Here is an 18412-nt window from a genome sequence, read left to right as displayed (position 1 = left end):
GATTACAGCGTTGGCGATGCTACAAATGCGACAAGATTCGCCTTGTCCTTGAAAACGTCAAAGCGTTCTTTTCCTTCAGACGGTTTTTCAAAGGAGTTGATCAACTTTTCCAGAGTATCAATTCCTTCGGCAAATACTTGCGGACGCTTGAACTTGAAAACGTCATCCCACAGGAACTTCAGTACCTTTTCGGCAAAGACCTTGTCGTCAATAATGCCGCCCACGTTGCTCACGAACCAGACTCCGAGCCGCTTGTCTTCGGTGCTGGAAAGACCCTTGAGGGTGGCCGTAATTTTGGCGTTGATCCATCCCCAGAATTGTCCCCATTTAATACCGGTATCGTCAATCTCCGCTTCGTATTGTGTTTTGACGGCAGGCTTAGTGAGGTCAAATTCGTTGCGAACCAGTTCCATGTCGAAACGGCGCTGGAATGCGTTATCCAACGTGAACACATTCTGGTCGCTAGTATTCATCGTTGCCAAGATGGAAAGGTTAGGCGGCAAGCGGATAGCCGTATTCGAATCAAAGCGAATATTCCCAATCTGAATGCTATTTTCAGTTCCCCGAATATAGGCGTTCACATCATCGTTCTGGACAAAATACTGGCTCCAGCCTTCTGTAAACGTGTTTACCGTCGCATTTGCAGGGTCATTGCCGAGAGAATCTGTTTCTCCCGCCTTAAGCCTATCTAACAACTGGAAGGTATCGCCGAAAATGGCCGCTGCATTACCGCGGTTGATTTCTTCGATAACCAGGTAAAATTGTTCATTGGGATTGAGATAAGCCCGCTTGATAATTTGCGTAAACGGCCCGGGCGTAAATTCGTAGGTGACGTGACCGTTGACTTTCGGTAAAATCTGACCGATGAATTCGGCGTTGGTGTATTCCGGGTGGAACACGACACGAACCTTGTTCTTTTCAGGAACGTTCTTCAGATCCTCCCTGATTTTATTGCTCTTTCCGCACCCAGGAACACCATAGTAGATGATTTGAGAGAAATTCAGAGAATCCGTGTTAAAAATATTATTTATTGCCGAATCATCTTTTTTTGTATCATTGATGACTGTGTTAACATTCTCTTGAATACTGTCAAAAAAAGATTTTAGCGTTATTGCATCATAAATTTTCCGTGGATTATTTGGAGAATTTCCTTGATAAACTTCCCATAATTCGCTTTCAGGATTTTGGTGAACCAATACATATTGATCAGCTCGTAACTGTGTAACACCCGAAAAAGTTTGATTTGATAGAGGGCGCCCATTTAATGAGCTCAAAAGTAAAAGGAATTGATTGCGTAAAATTCCGCTGTTTAATCTATTTCGGCTTGAACCAATGTATTCATTTGAATCAAACGCTTTTGCAGTATTGATTATGGTCTCATCATTTTTTTGTTTTTGATTAAATCCATATAGATTAAACAACCTATCCGCATCACTTTTATAAAACATCATGCACCCCACTTTTTGAGATTCTCTTTTTTCTGCGGTTCAGGGGAACTTGCTCCCAACGGGAACCCCATCAAGTATTCAGCATTCTTTGGAGCCGGTTTTCCAAAAACCTCTTTGAAATTTCTACATCCCTGATGTTTCATCATTGATGGAGCAGAGTAGTTTGCCATCGTAGTTGGCGTATGAACTAACCCCATCTCTTCACCATAGGTTTTCCTTATCCAAGTTTTCTGTTTTTCAAAAACCTGGGATATTTCTTTTTCTGAAACATCTTCAGTATATGTTCCATTTTCAATGTGGCGATTTACCAAAATCCTAAATGCACTTGCAGCAACAAAAGGCGATTGGGCGTTTCCAACTCCTTTCAGTTGTTCTCGGCGGTCCGCAATAGGAACATCTACACCAAGGTCATCAGGATTCTTACTCCAGTAAGAACCTTTAAATTTGGGAAGGCTAATGATGTGGTCTTTTATCTTTTCAAAAACTTTCTGATTCTTGACTGCTAGCAACCAAAAACGGTTACGCTGATGATCAGCTCCAAGATTAGAACAGCTCAAACGACAAAACTGGACCTTATATCCAATGGACTCTAAATCTTCCTTAGCTTTAGAAATAGCGCGTAATACAACATTTTCACCGAAAACAACCGGAGCGTCAGATTCTTTGGCGAAGCGCAACATTTCATCCCAAAGATTTTTCTCTGCGATATTTTTACCATGGGCCGCAGTACTGAAAGCCTGACAGGGAAACCCTCCGCACAGGACATCAAATTTTCCTTTAAATTCTTTGCCATTTAATGCGCGAAGATCTCCGTAAATTTCAAACGGATTCATCCATCCGTCTTTTTGACGTTGTTTCAAAACCTTCTGACAAAAATCACTGATTTCAACGCCTGCACAACATTCGTGGCCTAATAGTTCACCTCCATAAATACCACCACCAATTCCTGCAAAGAGATGAAATTCTTGGATTTTGGCTTCGGTTGTTGCGGCTTTTTTCTGTGCCATTTTTTCGCTCCGTGTTGAAAGTGAACGAGTTCACTCTCGCGGGAGCGGTTCTAGCCGATTCGCTTGGCCGGGGTGCGGGCAAAAAAAGAACGGCGGGGAGCCGACTCACTCCTCGCCTAAAAGCGCGACTTTTTCAAAAGAATACAATACACCCGCAAAAACCCGAGCGGATACAGTACGCCCAGGGTACACTACGCCCATGCAATCCACGGGCGATGGCGAGTCATTGCCTTATTCTCGTTGTTGAAATTGTCGAGATTCCAGATAGAGGACAAGAGCTAAACTCTGCGAGTCCACCCCTGTTCTGCACTTGTCCAATCTTTTTCGGAAACAAAAAAGGCGTGGAGTTGAATGCATTTACCTATCTGAGGCTCTCGACTGCCCACAACGAATAAACACAAACAACTCACGCCCCAAAAGGTCGTGCGGCATAAACAAATACAAATTTGCTATGTAACCTAACGATGCGGCAGGCGATGACCTGTCGCAGACGTGAGCGTCCGTCTTGTTCTCGTTGTTGAAATTGTCGAGATTTCAGATAGAGAACAAGAGAAAACTCTATTTTCATTCAAAATATAGATTATTCCGGTGTCAAAAGGTGACGCCACGCTCGGAAGGCAAGAAAAAAGCAAAAAAACGCAGAATTCAACCGCCTGCAGGGGTCGATTTTCCTTGAAATTGTCAAAATTTTCGCGAAAATCGCCAATTGTCATAATGTGACATTCGAAGAATATATATTTGTATCGAGAACACTTTACCCCACTTTTTTTGCTTGTAGGCGGAAGGAGTAGAAGATGGCTAGAAAGACCGAAAAAACGGATGATATCGCACTTAACCCGCTTATGGAGTTGGATGTAGAAAAGATGATTCGGGTTGTTCGTGGCAAGCAGGTCCTGCTTGACCGTGATATTGCAACATTATACGGTGTTGAAACTAGGGCGATAAATCAAGCCGTCAAGCGAAATATAGAACGTTTCCCGGATAGATATTGTTTCCAGTTGGAAAAAGGCGAATTGGGCATCTTGAAATCACAAAATGTGATTTCAAGTTGGGGCGGCGACAGGTTTAAACCCTATGTTTTTACAGAACAGGGCTTTGCCATGCTTTCATCCGTCCTGAAAAGCAAGGTTGCCGTGAATGTATCCATCGCAATCATGGATGCGTTTGTCGCCATGCGGCAGTATTTATATCAAAATGGCGGAATTGTCTATCGCCTTTCTAATGTCGAAGTAAAAGATTTGGAACAAGACGCCCGTTTTTTAGATCATGACCACAAAATTGATTCTCTCTTTGAGGCGATGGACAGGGGCGAGCTCAAAACCAAGGGCTTATTTTACAACAACCAGGAGTTCGATGCCTATGTATTTGTCTGTAACCTGATTCGCCAAGCCAAAAAAAGAATCGTCCTTGTCGATAGGTACGTGACCGAGAAGACTCTGACCATGATGCTCAAGCGGGAAAAAAGCGTTTCCGTGACTATTTACACCTACGACAAGAGCAAAGTCCTTGAAATGGACCTAGCCACTTACAACGAACAATATCCTGACAGCCCGATGCAAGTCTTGCCAAGTTACGGAATGCACGACCGATTCTTGTTCATAGACGATACTGCCTACCACTTCGGGGCTTCGCTCAAGGATTTGGGCAAGAATACGTTTTTCTTTACGCAGGAAGATTTCACGTTGGACGAAGTGTTGAAGGAATCGCAGAAGATTCAGGGAAAAAAAGAAAGTCGGGCATTACAGGGTAACAACGCGGATTAGAGTTCTGCGGGGTTGATTTTTGTCAAAATTGCCTAAATTTCCGCAAAAATCGCCGATTGTCATAATATGACACACGAGGAATGTATATTTGCGTCGAGAACACTTTACCCCGCCTTTTTTTGCTTGTAGGCGGATTGGAGTAGAAGATGAATAAGCGTGTACCGCCTATCGGTAAAGCCGACGGAACAACTTTTGAAATCCTTGCGGAACGGGTAAAAGACGTCCATAATGCGACAAGTTCCGTAGCCAAGGGTGCCGTAAACCAGCTTCTGACTATACGAAATTGGGCTATCGGCTGCTATATAGTTGAATATGAACAAGAGGGGTGCGACCGAGCCAAGTACGGTGCTCGTTTATTGCAAAATTTGGCTGACAAATTGTCCATCAAGGGGTTTGATCGTCAGTTACTGAATGCATGCAGGATGTTTTACATGAAATATCCACAGATTTGTGAGTCAGCGACTCACAGATTGCAGGGAATAGACTTATTTCCCGAAAAAATGGCTTTAATTGAGAAAAAACTTAGGGGGGCAATTTGCGAGACGCCGTCTCGCAAATTCGAAACGCCGCCGGAATTGCTTGTCACTCGGCTTTCATTCTCGCATATTAAAGAAATAATGACCATTGACGACCCTATGGAGAGGTTCTTCTATGAACTTGAATGTATCAAAGGCACATGGAGCGTGCGAGAACTTCGTCGGCAAATCGACACGAAACTCTATTTCAGGAGCGGAATCAGCAAAAAGCCGGAACTGTTGCTGCAAAGGGTGGAAAAAGGCGACGTTAATGCAGTCTTGTCGGTCAAGGACGCATATACTCTCGATTTTTTAGACCTGAATGTCAAGGATGCGTTCTCCGAATCCGAATTGGAACAGGCTATCATGGACCATTTGCAGGAGTTCCTGTTGGAGATGGGCAAGGGGTTTTGCTTTGAGGCTCGGCAAATTCCGCATTGAACACGCGGCACAACTGAATGCCTACATCTCTTATTTCAAGGATTGTGAGATGGTGGACGGGGATAATCCTCCGATCGGGATTTTGCTCTGTACAGAAAAAGGACCGAAAATGGTCCAGTATGTATTAAACGGCATGGACGAGAAGTTGTTTGTCTCAACATACAAGTTGCAGCTTCCTGACCGGGAACAATTGGAAAACTTCTTGATTAAGGAAGTGAAGGAGATGGGGCTGTAAAAAAACGCGACCTTTTGTTCAAAAAGTCATAAAATGCAAAAAAATTCGCCCTTTTTCTCAAATTGTCATAATATGACACACGAGGAATGTATATTTGTATCGAGAACACTTTACCCCGCCTTTTTTTTGCTTGTAGGCGGATTGGAGTAGAAGATGAATAACGAAAACACGTTTTCGATTTTAATGCGCAATGTGGCAGACCGAATTGCATCCGTTCGAAATCATAAAATCATTTTGGATGCCGATGTCGCTTTGTTATATGGTGTAGAGACAAAGCGAATCAATGAGGCGGTCAGGAACAATCCTGACAAGTTTCCCTCGACATATATGTTCCAGTTGTCAAAGGACGAAGTTGAAATTTTGCGGACGAAAATTTCGTCCACAAATTATTCGGCCAAAAGCAGATCTTTACCCTACGCTTTCACAGAAAAAGGCCTCTATATGCTTGCGACAATTTTAAAAAGCAAGACGGCGATTAACACAACTTTCGCCATCATCGAGACTTTTGCGGTTGTTCGAGAACTCAAGAGAGAACTTGTGGAGTTGCATAAAGAAGGCGACAAGGAGGAAAAGCATTCGAAAATGCAGCATTTCGGAGAGATTCTCACAAACATTGTTATGCCGGATTTAGAAACAACGGAAACAGAATCCTCGCTGGAACTGAACTTTATCATAGGCAAGATAAAACATTCCGTAAAGCGTGTTAAGCGATAGATGAAATTCGGCGCAATCAGCAAGGCCGACGGAACAACTTTTGAAATCCTTGCGGAACGGGTAAAATTTTGTCAAAATAGCAAAAAAAATGAATCTAGAGTGTTTGTATATTTTATATGGATATATGAAACAATCGTTAGCGAAATTTAAAAAGATATTGGTGCTTGTGCTGTTCACGGCATTTGCCGGTTTCGCACATGCCGAAACGCCCACGATTGATTCGACAATCGCGGACTCCGCCGCCGTCGATACCGCGCAGAAGCTTTCCCCGTTCGATCACCTGGGCCAAAACATGTTGCTGAGTGCGTTCGGCTGGCCGCTCGGATTCCACATGCTCGGCGGTGCGCTTACGTACAAGTTCTCAATGAAAAATAACGACTTGATAGTTGCCCGTTTTGCGGCCCGTCAGGACCAGTTGGTGACCGGCATCGCATTCACTCCCGGCATGATGATGGGGACGTTCTTCCCGATTCTTGTTCCGGGATACATGTATTTTTTCAGCGACAACCACACGCTGAACAACACCGGTGCCGTCGCCGTGCAGGCCACCGCCGTAGCGTTCCTCTACAACAACTTCCTCAAGGCGATTTCGGCACGCGAACACCCCGACGCGAAACTCAACAGCGGCGAGCGTTCCCGCGATTTCAAGTGGGGATTTTTTAGGCGCGGCGTCTTTTACGGCTGGCCCTCGGGACATTCCATGACCAACGCTGCCATGGCCATGAGCATCACAAGCTACAACCGCGACAAGCCTCTCGTCGTGGCAGGCTGCGCCCTGTATGCGGGCTATATCGCGACAAGCATGGTGCTCGGCGCAAAAGGAGAGGCACACTGGTTGATCAAGGGAATTCTCAAGGGCAAATACAACGCCTTGCGAATCGTGCGGACAGTTATTAACGCAGGCGTTATCGGATGCGTTCTGTTCTTGATAATAAGCGGTGTGATGCTTTCGAATCACGTGTTTACTTGGCTCGGTATTGAAAGTGGTGCAAGTTTTGCACGTACGGCCCACATGCTTGCGAGTCACTGGTATCTCGTATTTGTCTCGCTCCACATCGGATTGCATTTATCGCTTTTTATTAGAGGTCGTGTTGCGACAGGAATTGCCGCGGCTCTCGGTGCTTATGGAATTTATACCTTTGTCGCTCGCGGTCTCTGGAAATACCTTACGCTCCAGCAACCGTTCTTCTTCCTTGATTTGGAACGCGGCTATCTGCTGTTCACGCTTGACTACATCGCCATCATGGCACTGTTCGCGATGGCGATGCATCTTGCGATGACGGCGATGGTTAAATACTCACGCTGACAAAAATGTGAAACTTCGCCCTTATAAAAATTCTATTTTAAACTTTGATGAAAACCATTAAACAAAATTTCCTTTTGATGATTGCGGCGGCATTTTTTGCAATTCTCGCCGCCGTTGTTGAGGGGTCTTTTGTTTATGATTACGATGTTGAATTAAACTCAAGCGTCGAATTAAGCGATGCCAAATTCAACCAAGACGCCGCTCACGAAAAGTCACATGTTCTGTCGCGAGAAGTTTCATCAGAAGCCGTTCTGCTCATGCGAAGAGCCGGGCAACAGGCGCTTTCACGTACTTTACGGAATGCGGGTTTTCAAGGAATTGGCGGTCGCGATGCAGCAGCATTTAAATGGGGTGCAAAGCACACTATTCAAAAAGTTTTTGCATCAATCGGAATACATAACGGCTTTCCGACACCCCTTGCATATCAAATTCCCAAAGAATATTACGTATTCACATTAAAACGAATACTTTGTTAACAAGTTCTTTCTCTCGATACACATTCCGCCGCACAAACAAGCGGCAAAATTTAAACTTTTAACAAAGAGAAAGAACATGGAAAACATTTCCAAAATGGAGATGGCGACAGCCCTCTTCAATCAAATTTATATCAAAACCGAAAAAGCCTTTTTCGGCCTCAAAACCAAAGTCACTTACGCCCCGACAAATTCTCCTGTCGTAGGGACCGCATTGGAATTCGCTCCCGCAGAAGGGCAAAAAGCAAAAGCAATTCTCGAAGCCTCCCCCGCTGAACTCGACGCCGTCCTGCAAAAGAATGGTCGCCCCAAAACAAGCGATAACGGGAACATGAAACTGAATCTCTGCTACTCGCGAGACCATGAATTCGCAGCTTTTCACTTGCAGCAATTCTCGGGATTCGAATACCGCACGATTATCGAAACGCGATTCGCCACAGGCAACGACGCGAAGAAATTGCTTCAAGCATTCATCAAGTAAACGCAAAACATAACGCAAAGCGGATGTCGAAATTTCGGCATCCGTTTATCTTTCTAAAAGTTTTCGTTGAATAAATACATCAGGCTTTGCCACAAGCTACTCATACGACACGAGAATTGAAAACGTAAGCATGACCTAAAAACTACAGATAGGACTACATAATAAAACTACACAAAAAGCTACAGATAGAACTACACAGAAAACTACACAAAAGACTACACTGAAAAACTACACTGAAAACAAGAATAACCCAACGCATTCCCGCTCCGTTTACCGGCCCGTCGCAATCAAATATGCACAGACTGCCGTGTAATATCCAGTGACGGCTTCAGTGTAAGAATCCGTCGCCTGCTGGCGTAATGTTTCAGCTTCAAGCAGATTGCTGAGCGTTGCCGTACCCGCATTGTAGAATTCACGTTGTGTACGCAAGTTTTCTTCGGCTTGGGCAATAGCATCGCGACTGATTTCAATTTGCTTAAAGGATTCGTTCAGCGTATTCCATTTGGCGTCAATATCCACCTTAATCAAGTTCTTGTTTTCAACTTCATCAATTGCCGCCTTTTTCGCCTTCAAATCAAGCTTCGCGATAGAATAGCTATTGCTCCACCAATCCGAAATCGGCACAGTAAGCGAAGCAAAAAGCACTCCATTTACAGCATCGTCATCAAGCAAGTTTTGATACAAAAGGCTCGCGCCCACAGCAACCGTAGGCAGCACCTTGCCGCGTTCCATCGAGCGTTCCTTTTCGGCAGCTTCGCGACTGATGGCAAGCAGCTTGCTTTCGGCACGGCGTTCAACAGCATCGTCAGCAGAAATTGCGTAAGATTCAGGCGGTGTAATTTGAATAAGATCAGCCTCGGCAAGGTCAAAGTCAGCATTGTCACGGTTCATTTGCCTTGCAAGCATGAGCTTCGCCACCGAAATTCCGTTTTCAAGTTTCAGGCGATTGCTTTGCAGTTTTTTCTTTTCGAGTTCAACACGGAGCAAATCATTTTTCACAGCGACACCGGCATCTACGGCAATTTGCACATCGCTCCGAATCGCCTCCACCTGTTTTTCCGCTTCGGCAAGCGTTTTTAATTTTTCCTTAAGCGAAACGATGAGCCAGTAATAGGTCTCCGTATTCTTGCGGATTTCCGTTTCGGCAAGTGTTTCTTGCAATTTGGCAGCACGTGTCCCAATTTTGGCAAGTTGATTGCCGTTGTAAATTTGCCCGCCCACAAAAATCGGCTGAATCAAAGTCAAATGCCCGATAATTCCTTTATCGACCATTCCCATATTGAATGTCGATGGAAGCCCCTGAAGCACAGAAGGATCAATTCCTGCTTGCGACAAGGTCGGCGCTACTTGCTCTCCGACACTTTCCATTTCTTTGGACAAGTCCATTTTCTGTTTGACCAAGAAATCGTTTGAGATAAAGGCAAAACCACCAGCGAACACCTTCGGGAAATACGCCGGGAAGGCACTCCCTTCAGTTTCTTCGGCCATTTGGCGATTCACTTTCGCACTCTTCAAAGTCGCATTATTTTCGCGTGCAATACGCAAGCAATCATCAAGCGTATACACATCCGCCGCAAACGAAGCGGAAATGCCTAAAAGAAAAGCAATAATTATGTTATTCAATTTATAAACTCCCTGGATTCTTCGTCCCTTCGGTCCTCAGAATGACGCAAAAAGAACGTTTACTTCTTACCATCCACTGCCTATCGCCTACTTTTTCCTAATCACTAATCACCAACCACTAACCACTAATCACTTTCCTGCGTCTAAACTTCATACAACTTACACCCCAATAAGCAACGGGCAGCACAGTCAAAATCAAGCACATCGTCACAAGCGTTCCCCAGAAAATGATGATGGCCATAGGCACCCACAGACCATCTCCACTCACCATCATAGGTAAGACTCCCGCAGAAGCCGCCGCCGAAGTCAGGAATATCGGACGCATACGCCTAAGTGCCGAATTGTAGATGGCATTTTTAGAATCCAAATGCTCATCACGCTTCAATTCCTCAGCATAGTCAATCATGATAATTCCGTTACGCACCATAATTCCAAGCAGACTCACCATACCAAGAACACCCGTAATCGTAAAGTCCAAATCCATAATCCACATAGCAACGCCCGTGCCGAAAGTGGAAAGCGACAATAACGAGAAGAGCATAAGAGCCGTACGAATTCTACGGAAGTGCCACACCATAATAAGGAACATCATGGCAACCGCAACGACGAGACCTTTAAGGAGGCCAGGAAGCGTTTCGATAACAGAAGCCGCTTCGCCACCAAGCTCCAATTTAACGCCATCGTCAGCCGTCAGCTTTTTCAGCGAATCAAGATGCTTTAAAGCAAGGTCATTCGCACTGACGCCAGACGAAACTTCGGCAGAAATCGTCACCGTCGGGAGGCCGTTTCTTCTATCGCGAGACCCCTCGTTAAACACAGGCGAGAACTTTGCAATCTGGCGGAGCGGTGCATTGGATAGTCCACCATAAGTTGCAATCTTTTCATTTTCAAGATCCGAGAAACTAGCAGAATCAGCATGCGTTCCCTTAAGCACTACAGGAACATTTCTATTGCCTTCCCAAAGAGTGGCAATCGGGAATCCGGCATTGTAGCGAGAAGCAAGCATCGCCTCGACAGAAAACTGGTTCACCCCAAGCTTTGAAGCGTTCTCATCAAGCGAAACCTTAATGCCGCTCAAGGGTTCTCCATAAGAACTGCGAACAAGATAAACTCCCGGGAGACTCCGCAAATAATTTTTCACCTTATCACTTGCAACTTTACGACTTTCATCCGTTCCATCAGAAATTCTAATTTCTATTGGCGATGCGGCATCGCTAAAGCTGAGCTGTTTAAAGCGCACAAATACATTTGCAAAATGATCTACATATTTTTCCGAATACTCCTTGATAATCTCTTCTGTAGCATGAGCACTTTCGGTATTTACGATAAACTGCGCAAAATTTTCACCGGCAAATTGCGGTGCATAAGTCATATGAAAACGCGGCGAAGACATTCCCTTGAATGTCGTAATGTAGGTGACTCTCGGATCTTTTTCCAAGATACACTTCATGCTATCCGCCACGGCAGAAGTCTGATTAATTGAAGTCCCGTTCGGCAAATAAAATTCCACAGAGAACTGATTGCGTTCCGCAATCGGCATGAGTTTTATGGGGCGAGAAATAATCATAACCGCGCCCAAGACAACACAAATAACCGCCACAAGAATGGTCAATTTGGGGAACCTGAAACAAGTTCTCAAAACGCGTTCATAGATAAAGTTCGAGACGCTCTCAAAAGAATACTTGCTCTTCTTTTTTGTTTTCGGTTTTAAGAAAGCAAATTGCAAATAGGGAACAATAAATATCGCCACGAGCAAAGAAATCGAAAGAACGATAGTCACCGCCCACGGGAATGTTGTCACAAAATCGCTAAACATTCCATTCATCGTCACCAAGAACGGGAAGAAGGTAATGCTTATGGCGAGCGTAGCCGAAAAAATCGATTTCAAGAAATGAACGGCGCTATGTTCCGCCGCTCTCCAGCGTGTACCGGAACCATAAATTCGTTCTTGATAATCATCCAATATCACGATGGAATTATCTACAATCATTCCCAGCGACACCATCAAGGCTGCAAGCGTCACACCGTTTATTTCGTAGCCGAGGCCAAAGAAAAGCCCAAGCGAAATGAAAATGGATATTGGAATAGTCGAAGCCGCAATCAATGCCACCTTGAAAGGTTGCAACAGAACAACCACAATAATAACCGCCAATACGGCAACCAAGATTTCTCTCAAAAAGTCATCAATACTTTTGCCGACAACTTCCGTCTGGTCCGTAATGCGGAACATCTTGACTTCTTCAGGCAAGCTGCTTTCAAATTCCGAAAGCACCTGTTTTATTTCCTTGCCCATTTTCACGATGTCGTGGCCTTTTTTCATTTCGATGCTAAGCATCACGCACTTGTTGCCGTTCACTTCGATATAGGCTGTACGATCAGGATATTCGCGTTCCACACGGGCTACATCTTTCAAGCGAACCACACTTCCGTCAGGCGCACTAAAGACAATTGTTTCGCGGACACTTTCTAAAGAATTCACGCCGCTTTCCACATAAATCGGGTGGTTGTAATCGCCGTCCCTTAAGGTTCCCGCAATATTCACGAGGCCTTGCCCCGAAAGGAACGCGGTCACCGACTTGTAACCCAGCCCATATTGGGAAAGTTTTTCGTTATCCAGATAAATAGAAATCTGGTCTTTCTGTTCGCCAAAACGCGTAATGCGGCCGACACTTTCAAGCGGTCTTAAGTTATCCGCAAGTCCGTCAAGATATTCACCCAATTCACGATAAGTTTTATTCTTGCTTTCTATCGCCAAGAGCATCGACGAAGCATCGCCAAAATCATCCATCACGATTATCGCAAGGACTCCAGCAGGCAAACTCGACTTGAACTGCGAAACGCCATGCTTAAAGCGACTCCAAAATCCATCTTTGTCATACACGTAATCTTCAAGCGCCACCTGAACAATCACCATGCCATCGCGAGTCATAGAAGTCGTTTTGCTTTTTTTGACATCGCCATAAGTGAAGATGTAATCTTCAAGCGGTTTCGTAACACGGTCTTCCACTTCTTTTACAGTTGCACCGGGATAAACCGCAATCACAACACCCTGACGCACCGTAAATTCAGGGAACTCATTTTTTCGGTTAGCAGAAAGGCCATAAACGCCAAATAGCACCAAAATGCAGCAGAGCATAAACACAATGCCGCGATAGCGCATGGCGGTTTCAACAAAGGAACGTTTCTTTTTCATAGAATTCCCCTATCGAGCAACAGCCTGATTTGCCGTTTGAACTCGGTCACCCTCGCCCACCTTGGACATTCCCTTTACCACAACGGAATCACCATCGTCAATTCCCTGCACCAAAAGCTGTGAACCATTTCCTAGAGAGGTTTCAACATTTTTTCTCATCGTTTTTCCACCACGGACGACCCAAACAAAAGAACGATTGTATTCATCCAAAAGCACCGCAGATGCGGGGAGTTCAACACCCGTCACAGAATTTTTGCTATCAATGGACATTTCCAAAAGCATTCCCGGCAAAAGTTCGCCGCTCTTATTTTTCAGCTCAGCTTCGATTTGGTAAGAACGCGAAAGCGGGTTTGCAGAAATCCCCTTATTTGTAATCTTCCCTTCAAAAGCTTTATCGCCAAGCGCACCGACGCGAACTTCAACCTTATCGCCCACATTAAGCGAAGCCACATCTTTTTCAGGAACGGCAACAACCGCCTTAACCGTCGCGATATTCACGATGCGAAACACAGGAGCGCTCGGCACCACATTCTGCCCGACTTCAAGCGATTTGCCCGCAACAATTCCCGTTGCAGGGGCGTAAAGTTTGCAATCATCCAGCGCCTTTTGCGCAAGTTTCTCCGCAGCAATCGCCTGTCTGTATTTACTTTCGACATCCATCCATTGGATTTCAGAGATAGTCTTGTTCTGATGCAACTTTTCCATACGGGCGCGAGCATCTTCCGCCTGATTTTTCAAAGCAGAGGCAATCTCCAAGGCACTCTTTGCAGATGTATCATCCAAGGTCGCCACAAGCGCACCCTTGTTCACCTTTTTGCCTTCGGTCACACGCACAGACTTCACCGTCCCCGGCGAAGAAAAGCTTACCATCGTTGTCGCGACTTCGGCTATAGAACCCGCGTAACGCAACGAACTGCCGACATTTGAATTCTTAGCAACAATAGTTTCGACTTTAACTATTGGCATTTTTTTCTGTGCGATTTTCTTGTCGTTGCGAGAATTAAAATCACTTTCGCAAGCAACAAGAGACAAAATCAAAAAGGGAAGTATATACAATTTCGTATTCATACTTTTAAAAATATGATTTAGGCCCGCCAATTATAAGGTTAAAATTTCGCTAAAAACAGAAATTTTTACCATAATTTGCACTTTTTAGTGCTTATTTAGGAAAAATTGAGGTAATTTTTACTAGGAGCAATTTTTAACATTCATTATTCGATTTTATGAAAAGAAAGCCCACAAACGCAAATAACATAAAGAAAGCCGACCTTTCCCTATTAGATTTTTTGAAGCAGTCAAACACTGTTCCTGGGAAAATTGTCTTTTTTGAAAACATTGAAGGGCTAGACACATCTGGCTATTTTTACCTACAAGGTCTTGCATTATTTTTAATTGAAAAAGGCCACAGCACAATCGAAGTAAACACAACAACATACGAGTTGGAAAAAGGCTGTATTTTTGTCGCGTTTCCTGGGCAAATCATTCATGTTATTAGTATAAGCGATGATATTAAACCATTGTGTATAGCGTGTTCAATGGACATGATGAACGACTTAATGTCTCAAGTCAAAGATAGCTTACAACTTTTTCAACATGCAAAGCAATCATCATTCCAGAAAAGGGATGGTGAAGATTTTGAACAAATAAAAAAATCGTTCAGGCACATACAAGAAAAAATAAAAGTCACCAAAGACAACCGCTACCACTATCAAATTATCAAAAATCTTGTAATATCCACCGCCTTCGAATGCCTCGATATTCTAACCGAAAAAAATATTGAACCGCAAGGATCCAACCGCAAGAAAGCTTTGCTCAACGCCTTCTTGCAAAAAGTCGAAGAAGAACACCGCGAAAACCACAGCGTCAAACATTACGCTGACGAACTTTTCGTCACTCCAAAATATCTTTCTACGGTCATTGAAGAAATGAGCGGCAAAGGCGCAAAACAATGGATTGATGAATACATCGCCCTAGACGCAAAAGTCCTTTTGCAGTCATCGCAAAAAGACATTCAAGAAATTTCAAACGAGCTAAACTTTATTGATGTCAGTTTCTTCGGAAAATTTTTCAAACGCATGACAGGGATGACGCCCAAAGCCTTCCGCGAGAAAAAGGAATAAGCGGTTTGCGCAGTTCGCAAAAAAAATGTATGGATTCTCCTTCGGAGAATGACTAATCATTATGATATTGAAAATTATTCAATTACAGTCTCTATAGTTTTCCGGTCATCGTCTTGATGAGCTGATTTTCATTTCCTGAAAGCGGATACTGTTCCACGATTTTTCCATGTTCCATACGAATCACAGATTGGCAACTGTTCAAAATAAATTCGGGGTCATGCGTAATCACGAGTAGCGTTTTTCCACTAGCGGCAAGCTTTTTAAGAGTTGCAGAAACAGCAAGCATTTGCCTATAGTCAAGACCGCTTGTGGGTTCATCAAAGACAACGACATCGCAACCGCTCGAAATTCCACTGCCGATAGCGACACGCTGTTTTTGCCCGCCCGAAAGAGCCATCGGATGATTGTCCGCATATTGTTTGAGATTGAGACCTTCAAGAATTTCAAGCGCCAAGTTTTCGTCTTGCGGTTTCATGCCGAGCAGGACTTCATCCAGAACGCTCTCGGTAAAAAGTTGATGGTTCACATCTTGCATAATCAAGTAAGTACCGCATTTGCGGGCTGCACGTTTTTGACGCCACGAGCCCTGCAATCCGCAAAGCACCTGCGCAAGCGTCGATTTGCCCGCGCCGTTATGACCAATCAGCGCCGTAATTTGCCTGCACGGGAGTTCAAGACGGTCAATGTCAAGAATCGGATGCTTTTTGTGATACGCAAATGTCAGGTTCGTAAAGACAATGGATTTCGCTATGGATTGCTTCGCGAGATCCAGCTCCTTCGAACCTTGCGGCCCTTCGACAAGCTCAGGGACCTTACAAGGTTGGTGAGCTTGCCGAACCATTCCTTCGCGCAATTGTTCCAAATTCATGCAGCGCAGTCCGAGGCTTGCCGCATATTCCGGGCCTTTCGCTTCGAGTTCCGCAGGCTTCCACTCTTCTGCGATTTGCCCATCCTTCACATAACAAATTCTGTCGGCGACATCACGCAAATAGTAAAGGCGATGCTCCACGATAACGACCGTTTTCCCCGCCTTTTTCCATCGCGAAACAATTTCCTTCAAATCCTCAATCGTCTTGAGGTCCAAATTCGCAGAAGGTTCATCGAGTACAAAAATTTCAGGACCCGTCGCCGAAACAGACGCACACGCAATTTTCTGTTTTTCGCCGCCCGAAAGATTAAAAATGCTACGGCCTAGCAAATGCTCTAAATGGAATTCCTGGACAACATTCGCCACGCGCTGCTTGATTTCTTCGGGATCCATTCCCAAATTTTCGCAACCAAAAGCAAGCTCGCAATCCGTATCGATGTTGAAAAATTGCGAACGCGGATTCTGGAAAACGGAACCCACAACTCTTGAAATTTCAGCAAGCGTCATATCGGCGGTATTCTTGTCGCCGAGCAGCACATCGCCATCCATCGTTCCCGAATGATAATGCGGAATCAAACCGTTAATGAGCTTTGAAATCGTCGTCTTTCCGCAGCCCGACTCCCCCGCCAGCACAACACACTCGCCCGAACGAATTTCCAGATTCAAGTTCTTGAGAATCGCATCGTCAAGGGAATCAGTGTAAGAGAAGGAAATGTTTTTGAGAGAAATGTTCATAAATTCATCCTAATAACAGTCTTCTTTTTCGTCACCCCGGATTTATTCCGGGGCCAGTTATTGCGAAATACACATGCCGATCCCGGCACTAGGCCGGGATGACAATAAAAAGAACAAAGAAGACAATGAAAGCAACGAATTCATTATCGGTAGCAAGTTACAGTAAAGCTCACAACAACAACAATACAATAAGCGCACACAACAAAATCCGCCCAGCGGAATCCAATCGTTGCAACGCAAGTGCGTTTCGTTTCTGCCGAAAGCCCTCGCGTCACCGCTGCAATCGAAAGTTCATCACCAATTTTCGTAATAGAAACCAAAAGCGGTACTAGCCTATATTCAAGGAATGCCACTGGACTTTTTAAAGTCCGCAAGCTAAACAAGCGAATTCCACGCATTCTCATGGCATTGCCAATCGCACGGGATTCGTCAAATACTGTCGGAAAAAATCGAATCATCACAATCAAGGGAATCGTAACCTTGTTCGAAATACGCATCCGCGACATGCACGCCAAAAACTCATTGACTTTGGTAGTTGTTACAACATAATATAGTACAACACAAGCGGGCATAATGCGGTACATCAAAAACAACGATGCAAGAATAATCGTACCCGAAGTACCAATATCCAAATTTTTCACCTGACCAAAGAAAAAGCCAGCACTCAAATAAACAAAAAAGAAAGCGCAAACAAATTTCCACTTTCCCTCAAGCAACAGCAAAATAGACGCTACAACAACCATCAACAAGCTATAGACTAGCGGAGCGGAAAAAATCATACCATTTGCCACCGCCGCTAAAAACAATTTTGTACGCGGATCTAGTTTCACTGTGCAAGTCCGATGCGTTCAAAATGCTTTTTCATCACGCGACGAGCAATGAATCCACCAACTACGGCACCTGCGGCACCAAATCCAAAAAGTCCAATCAAAGGCCAATAGCTGCTAGAAAGCTCCGCCAAATGAGCAATATAAGCCTTATCACAAATAGAACTGCAATACGCCAAATATTCTTCGGTCGAAGACCAAAGCGGAATCATCATCGAAGAAGGTACAAAACTTATCATCACATTAGCAAGCAGACATCCCACAAAATTCTTGTGGAACAGCTTTAAGCAAAGGCCCGCCAAAACGCCATACACCACGCAAAGTAAACCAAAAGAAATTCCGTGACCAGAGATTGTCATGACAACGCCGAAAAGCGTGCAAAGCAGCACGCAGCAAAGTAAAGGTCTTTCGACTTTCGAAAAGAAAAGGAATAGCGGGACGCTTGTCACCAAGCTCACTACGCATGTGGAAACCACAATAAACGCAGGAATAAAACCGATACTCGCTCCAAGTCCAGAAAGAACAAGGTAAAGTGCACCAAAAATGCCCACGTTCACGAGGTCACGCACCAGCGTATTCGAAGATTTTTTTCCAGTAGTTTTCATATTTATGCCATCCCCGACTAAGGTTGGTGAGTCTGCCGAACCATCGGGAATCTCCTTA

Annotated in this window: 14 protein-coding genes and 1 pseudogene; 7 read left to right on the top strand and 8 right to left on the bottom strand. The window is 44.5% G+C overall.

Features of this window, described 5'->3' with window-relative positions:
* Window positions 1-2: 2 nt before the first annotated feature.
* Entirely contained in the window at window positions 3-1196 is a 1194-nt protein-coding gene (locus tag IKG78_RS14830) for an AAA family ATPase (protein WP_290944843.1), read from the bottom strand.
* Between the two features lie 251 nt (window positions 1197-1447).
* Window positions 1448-2455 carry a DNA cytosine methyltransferase gene (locus IKG78_RS14825; protein ID WP_290944842.1) on the bottom strand — a complete coding sequence of 336 codons (1008 nt, stop codon included), beginning with the start codon at window positions 2453-2455 and terminating at the stop codon, window positions 1448-1450.
* Between the two features lie 794 nt (window positions 2456-3249).
* On the opposite strand from IKG78_RS14825, the gene IKG78_RS14820 reads away from it, so the two are divergent.
* The 6 genes and pseudogenes from IKG78_RS14820 (at window position 3250) to IKG78_RS14790 (ending at window position 8383) form a co-directional block, all read left to right on the top strand.
* Window positions 3250-4218, top strand: a complete 969-nt coding sequence (locus IKG78_RS14820) for an ORF6N domain-containing protein (protein WP_290944841.1) — start codon at window positions 3250-3252, stop codon at window positions 4216-4218.
* A 146-nt stretch (window positions 4219-4364) separates the two neighbouring features.
* Window positions 4365-5409: pseudogene (locus tag IKG78_RS14815) on the top strand (PDDEXK nuclease domain-containing protein).
* Between the two features lie 153 nt (window positions 5410-5562).
* Window positions 5563-6123 (top strand): ORF6N domain-containing protein, encoded by a 561-nt coding sequence (locus IKG78_RS14805; RefSeq protein ID WP_290944838.1) that lies wholly within the window; start codon window positions 5563-5565, stop codon window positions 6121-6123.
* A 124-nt stretch (window positions 6124-6247) separates the two neighbouring features.
* The gene (locus tag IKG78_RS14800; protein ID WP_290944837.1) at window positions 6248-7429 is read left to right on the top strand and encodes a DUF4405 domain-containing protein; all 1182 of its coding nucleotides are present in this window, start codon (window positions 6248-6250) and stop codon (window positions 7427-7429) included.
* A gap of 47 nt (window positions 7430-7476) precedes the next feature.
* Window positions 7477-7905: a hypothetical protein gene (locus IKG78_RS14795; RefSeq protein ID WP_290944836.1), complete on the top strand. Its 429-nt coding sequence runs from the start codon at window positions 7477-7479 to the stop codon at window positions 7903-7905.
* A 76-nt stretch (window positions 7906-7981) separates the two neighbouring features.
* Window positions 7982-8383 carry a hypothetical protein gene (locus IKG78_RS14790; RefSeq protein WP_290944835.1) on the top strand — a complete coding sequence of 134 codons (402 nt, stop codon included), beginning with the start codon at window positions 7982-7984 and terminating at the stop codon, window positions 8381-8383.
* 270 nt (window positions 8384-8653) lie between these two features.
* On the opposite strand, the gene IKG78_RS14785 is transcribed toward IKG78_RS14790, so the two are convergent.
* The 3 genes from IKG78_RS14785 to IKG78_RS14775 form a co-directional block, all read right to left on the bottom strand.
* Complete coding sequence (locus IKG78_RS14785; protein ID WP_290944834.1) at window positions 8654-10006, bottom strand: TolC family protein; 1353 nt, start codon at window positions 10004-10006, stop codon at window positions 8654-8656.
* Between the two features lie 118 nt (window positions 10007-10124).
* Entirely contained in the window at window positions 10125-13199 is a 3075-nt protein-coding gene (locus IKG78_RS14780; RefSeq protein WP_290944833.1) for an efflux RND transporter permease subunit, read from the bottom strand.
* A 9-nt stretch (window positions 13200-13208) separates the two neighbouring features.
* Window positions 13209-14267 (bottom strand): efflux RND transporter periplasmic adaptor subunit, encoded by a 1059-nt coding sequence (locus tag IKG78_RS14775; RefSeq protein WP_290944832.1) that lies wholly within the window; start codon window positions 14265-14267, stop codon window positions 13209-13211.
* Window positions 14268-14422: 155 nt separating this feature from the next.
* On the opposite strand from IKG78_RS14775, the gene IKG78_RS14770 reads away from it, so the two are divergent.
* Window positions 14423-15319, top strand: coding sequence for a helix-turn-helix domain-containing protein (locus IKG78_RS14770; protein WP_290944831.1), 897 nt, complete (start codon window positions 14423-14425; stop codon window positions 15317-15319).
* 91 nt (window positions 15320-15410) lie between these two features.
* Here IKG78_RS14770 and IKG78_RS14765 read toward each other — a convergent pair whose 3' ends face one another.
* From IKG78_RS14765 to IKG78_RS14755, 3 genes are all read right to left on the bottom strand, one after another.
* Complete coding sequence (locus tag IKG78_RS14765; RefSeq protein ID WP_290944830.1) at window positions 15411-16922, bottom strand: ABC transporter ATP-binding protein; 1512 nt, start codon at window positions 16920-16922, stop codon at window positions 15411-15413.
* Window positions 16923-17065: 143 nt separating this feature from the next.
* Window positions 17066-17752 carry an energy-coupling factor transporter transmembrane component T gene (locus IKG78_RS14760; protein ID WP_290944829.1) on the bottom strand — a complete coding sequence of 229 codons (687 nt, stop codon included), beginning with the start codon at window positions 17750-17752 and terminating at the stop codon, window positions 17066-17068.
* Window positions 17749-18354 (bottom strand): MptD family putative ECF transporter S component, encoded by a 606-nt coding sequence (locus tag IKG78_RS14755; RefSeq protein ID WP_290944828.1) that lies wholly within the window; start codon window positions 18352-18354, stop codon window positions 17749-17751. The genes IKG78_RS14760 and IKG78_RS14755 overlap by 4 nt, the downstream gene beginning before the upstream one ends.
* Window positions 18355-18412: the final 58 nt, after the last annotated feature.

It is taken from the genome of Fibrobacter sp. (assembly GCF_017545445.1).
GTDB lineage: Bacteria > Fibrobacterota > Fibrobacteria > Fibrobacterales > Fibrobacteraceae > Fibrobacter.
The sequence above is the reverse complement of the archived record's forward strand: the minus strand, read 5'-3'. Positions and strand labels throughout refer to the sequence as shown.

Coding starts and splice junctions, on each gene's coding strand:
- IKG78_RS14805 (WP_290944838.1), top strand. CDS start 5,563: ATGAATAACGAAAACACGTTTTCGATTTTAATGCGCAATGTGGCAGAC.
- IKG78_RS14775 (WP_290944832.1), bottom strand. CDS start 14,267: ATGAATACGAAATTGTATATACTTCCCTTTTTGATTTTGTCTCTTGTT.
- IKG78_RS14820 (WP_290944841.1), top strand. CDS start 3,250: ATGGCTAGAAAGACCGAAAAAACGGATGATATCGCACTTAACCCGCTT.
- IKG78_RS14800 (WP_290944837.1), top strand. CDS start 6,248: ATGAAACAATCGTTAGCGAAATTTAAAAAGATATTGGTGCTTGTGCTG.
- IKG78_RS14780 (WP_290944833.1), bottom strand. CDS start 13,199: ATGAAAAAGAAACGTTCCTTTGTTGAAACCGCCATGCGCTATCGCGGC.
- IKG78_RS14770 (WP_290944831.1), top strand. CDS start 14,423: ATGAAAAGAAAGCCCACAAACGCAAATAACATAAAGAAAGCCGACCTT.
- IKG78_RS14755 (WP_290944828.1), bottom strand. CDS start 18,354: ATGAAAACTACTGGAAAAAAATCTTCGAATACGCTGGTGCGTGACCTC.
- IKG78_RS14790 (WP_290944835.1), top strand. CDS start 7,982: ATGGAAAACATTTCCAAAATGGAGATGGCGACAGCCCTCTTCAATCAA.
- IKG78_RS14825 (WP_290944842.1), bottom strand. CDS start 2,455: ATGGCACAGAAAAAAGCCGCAACAACCGAAGCCAAAATCCAAGAATTT.
- IKG78_RS14795 (WP_290944836.1), top strand. CDS start 7,477: ATGAAAACCATTAAACAAAATTTCCTTTTGATGATTGCGGCGGCATTT.
- IKG78_RS14765 (WP_290944830.1), bottom strand. CDS start 16,922: ATGAACATTTCTCTCAAAAACATTTCCTTCTCTTACACTGATTCCCTT.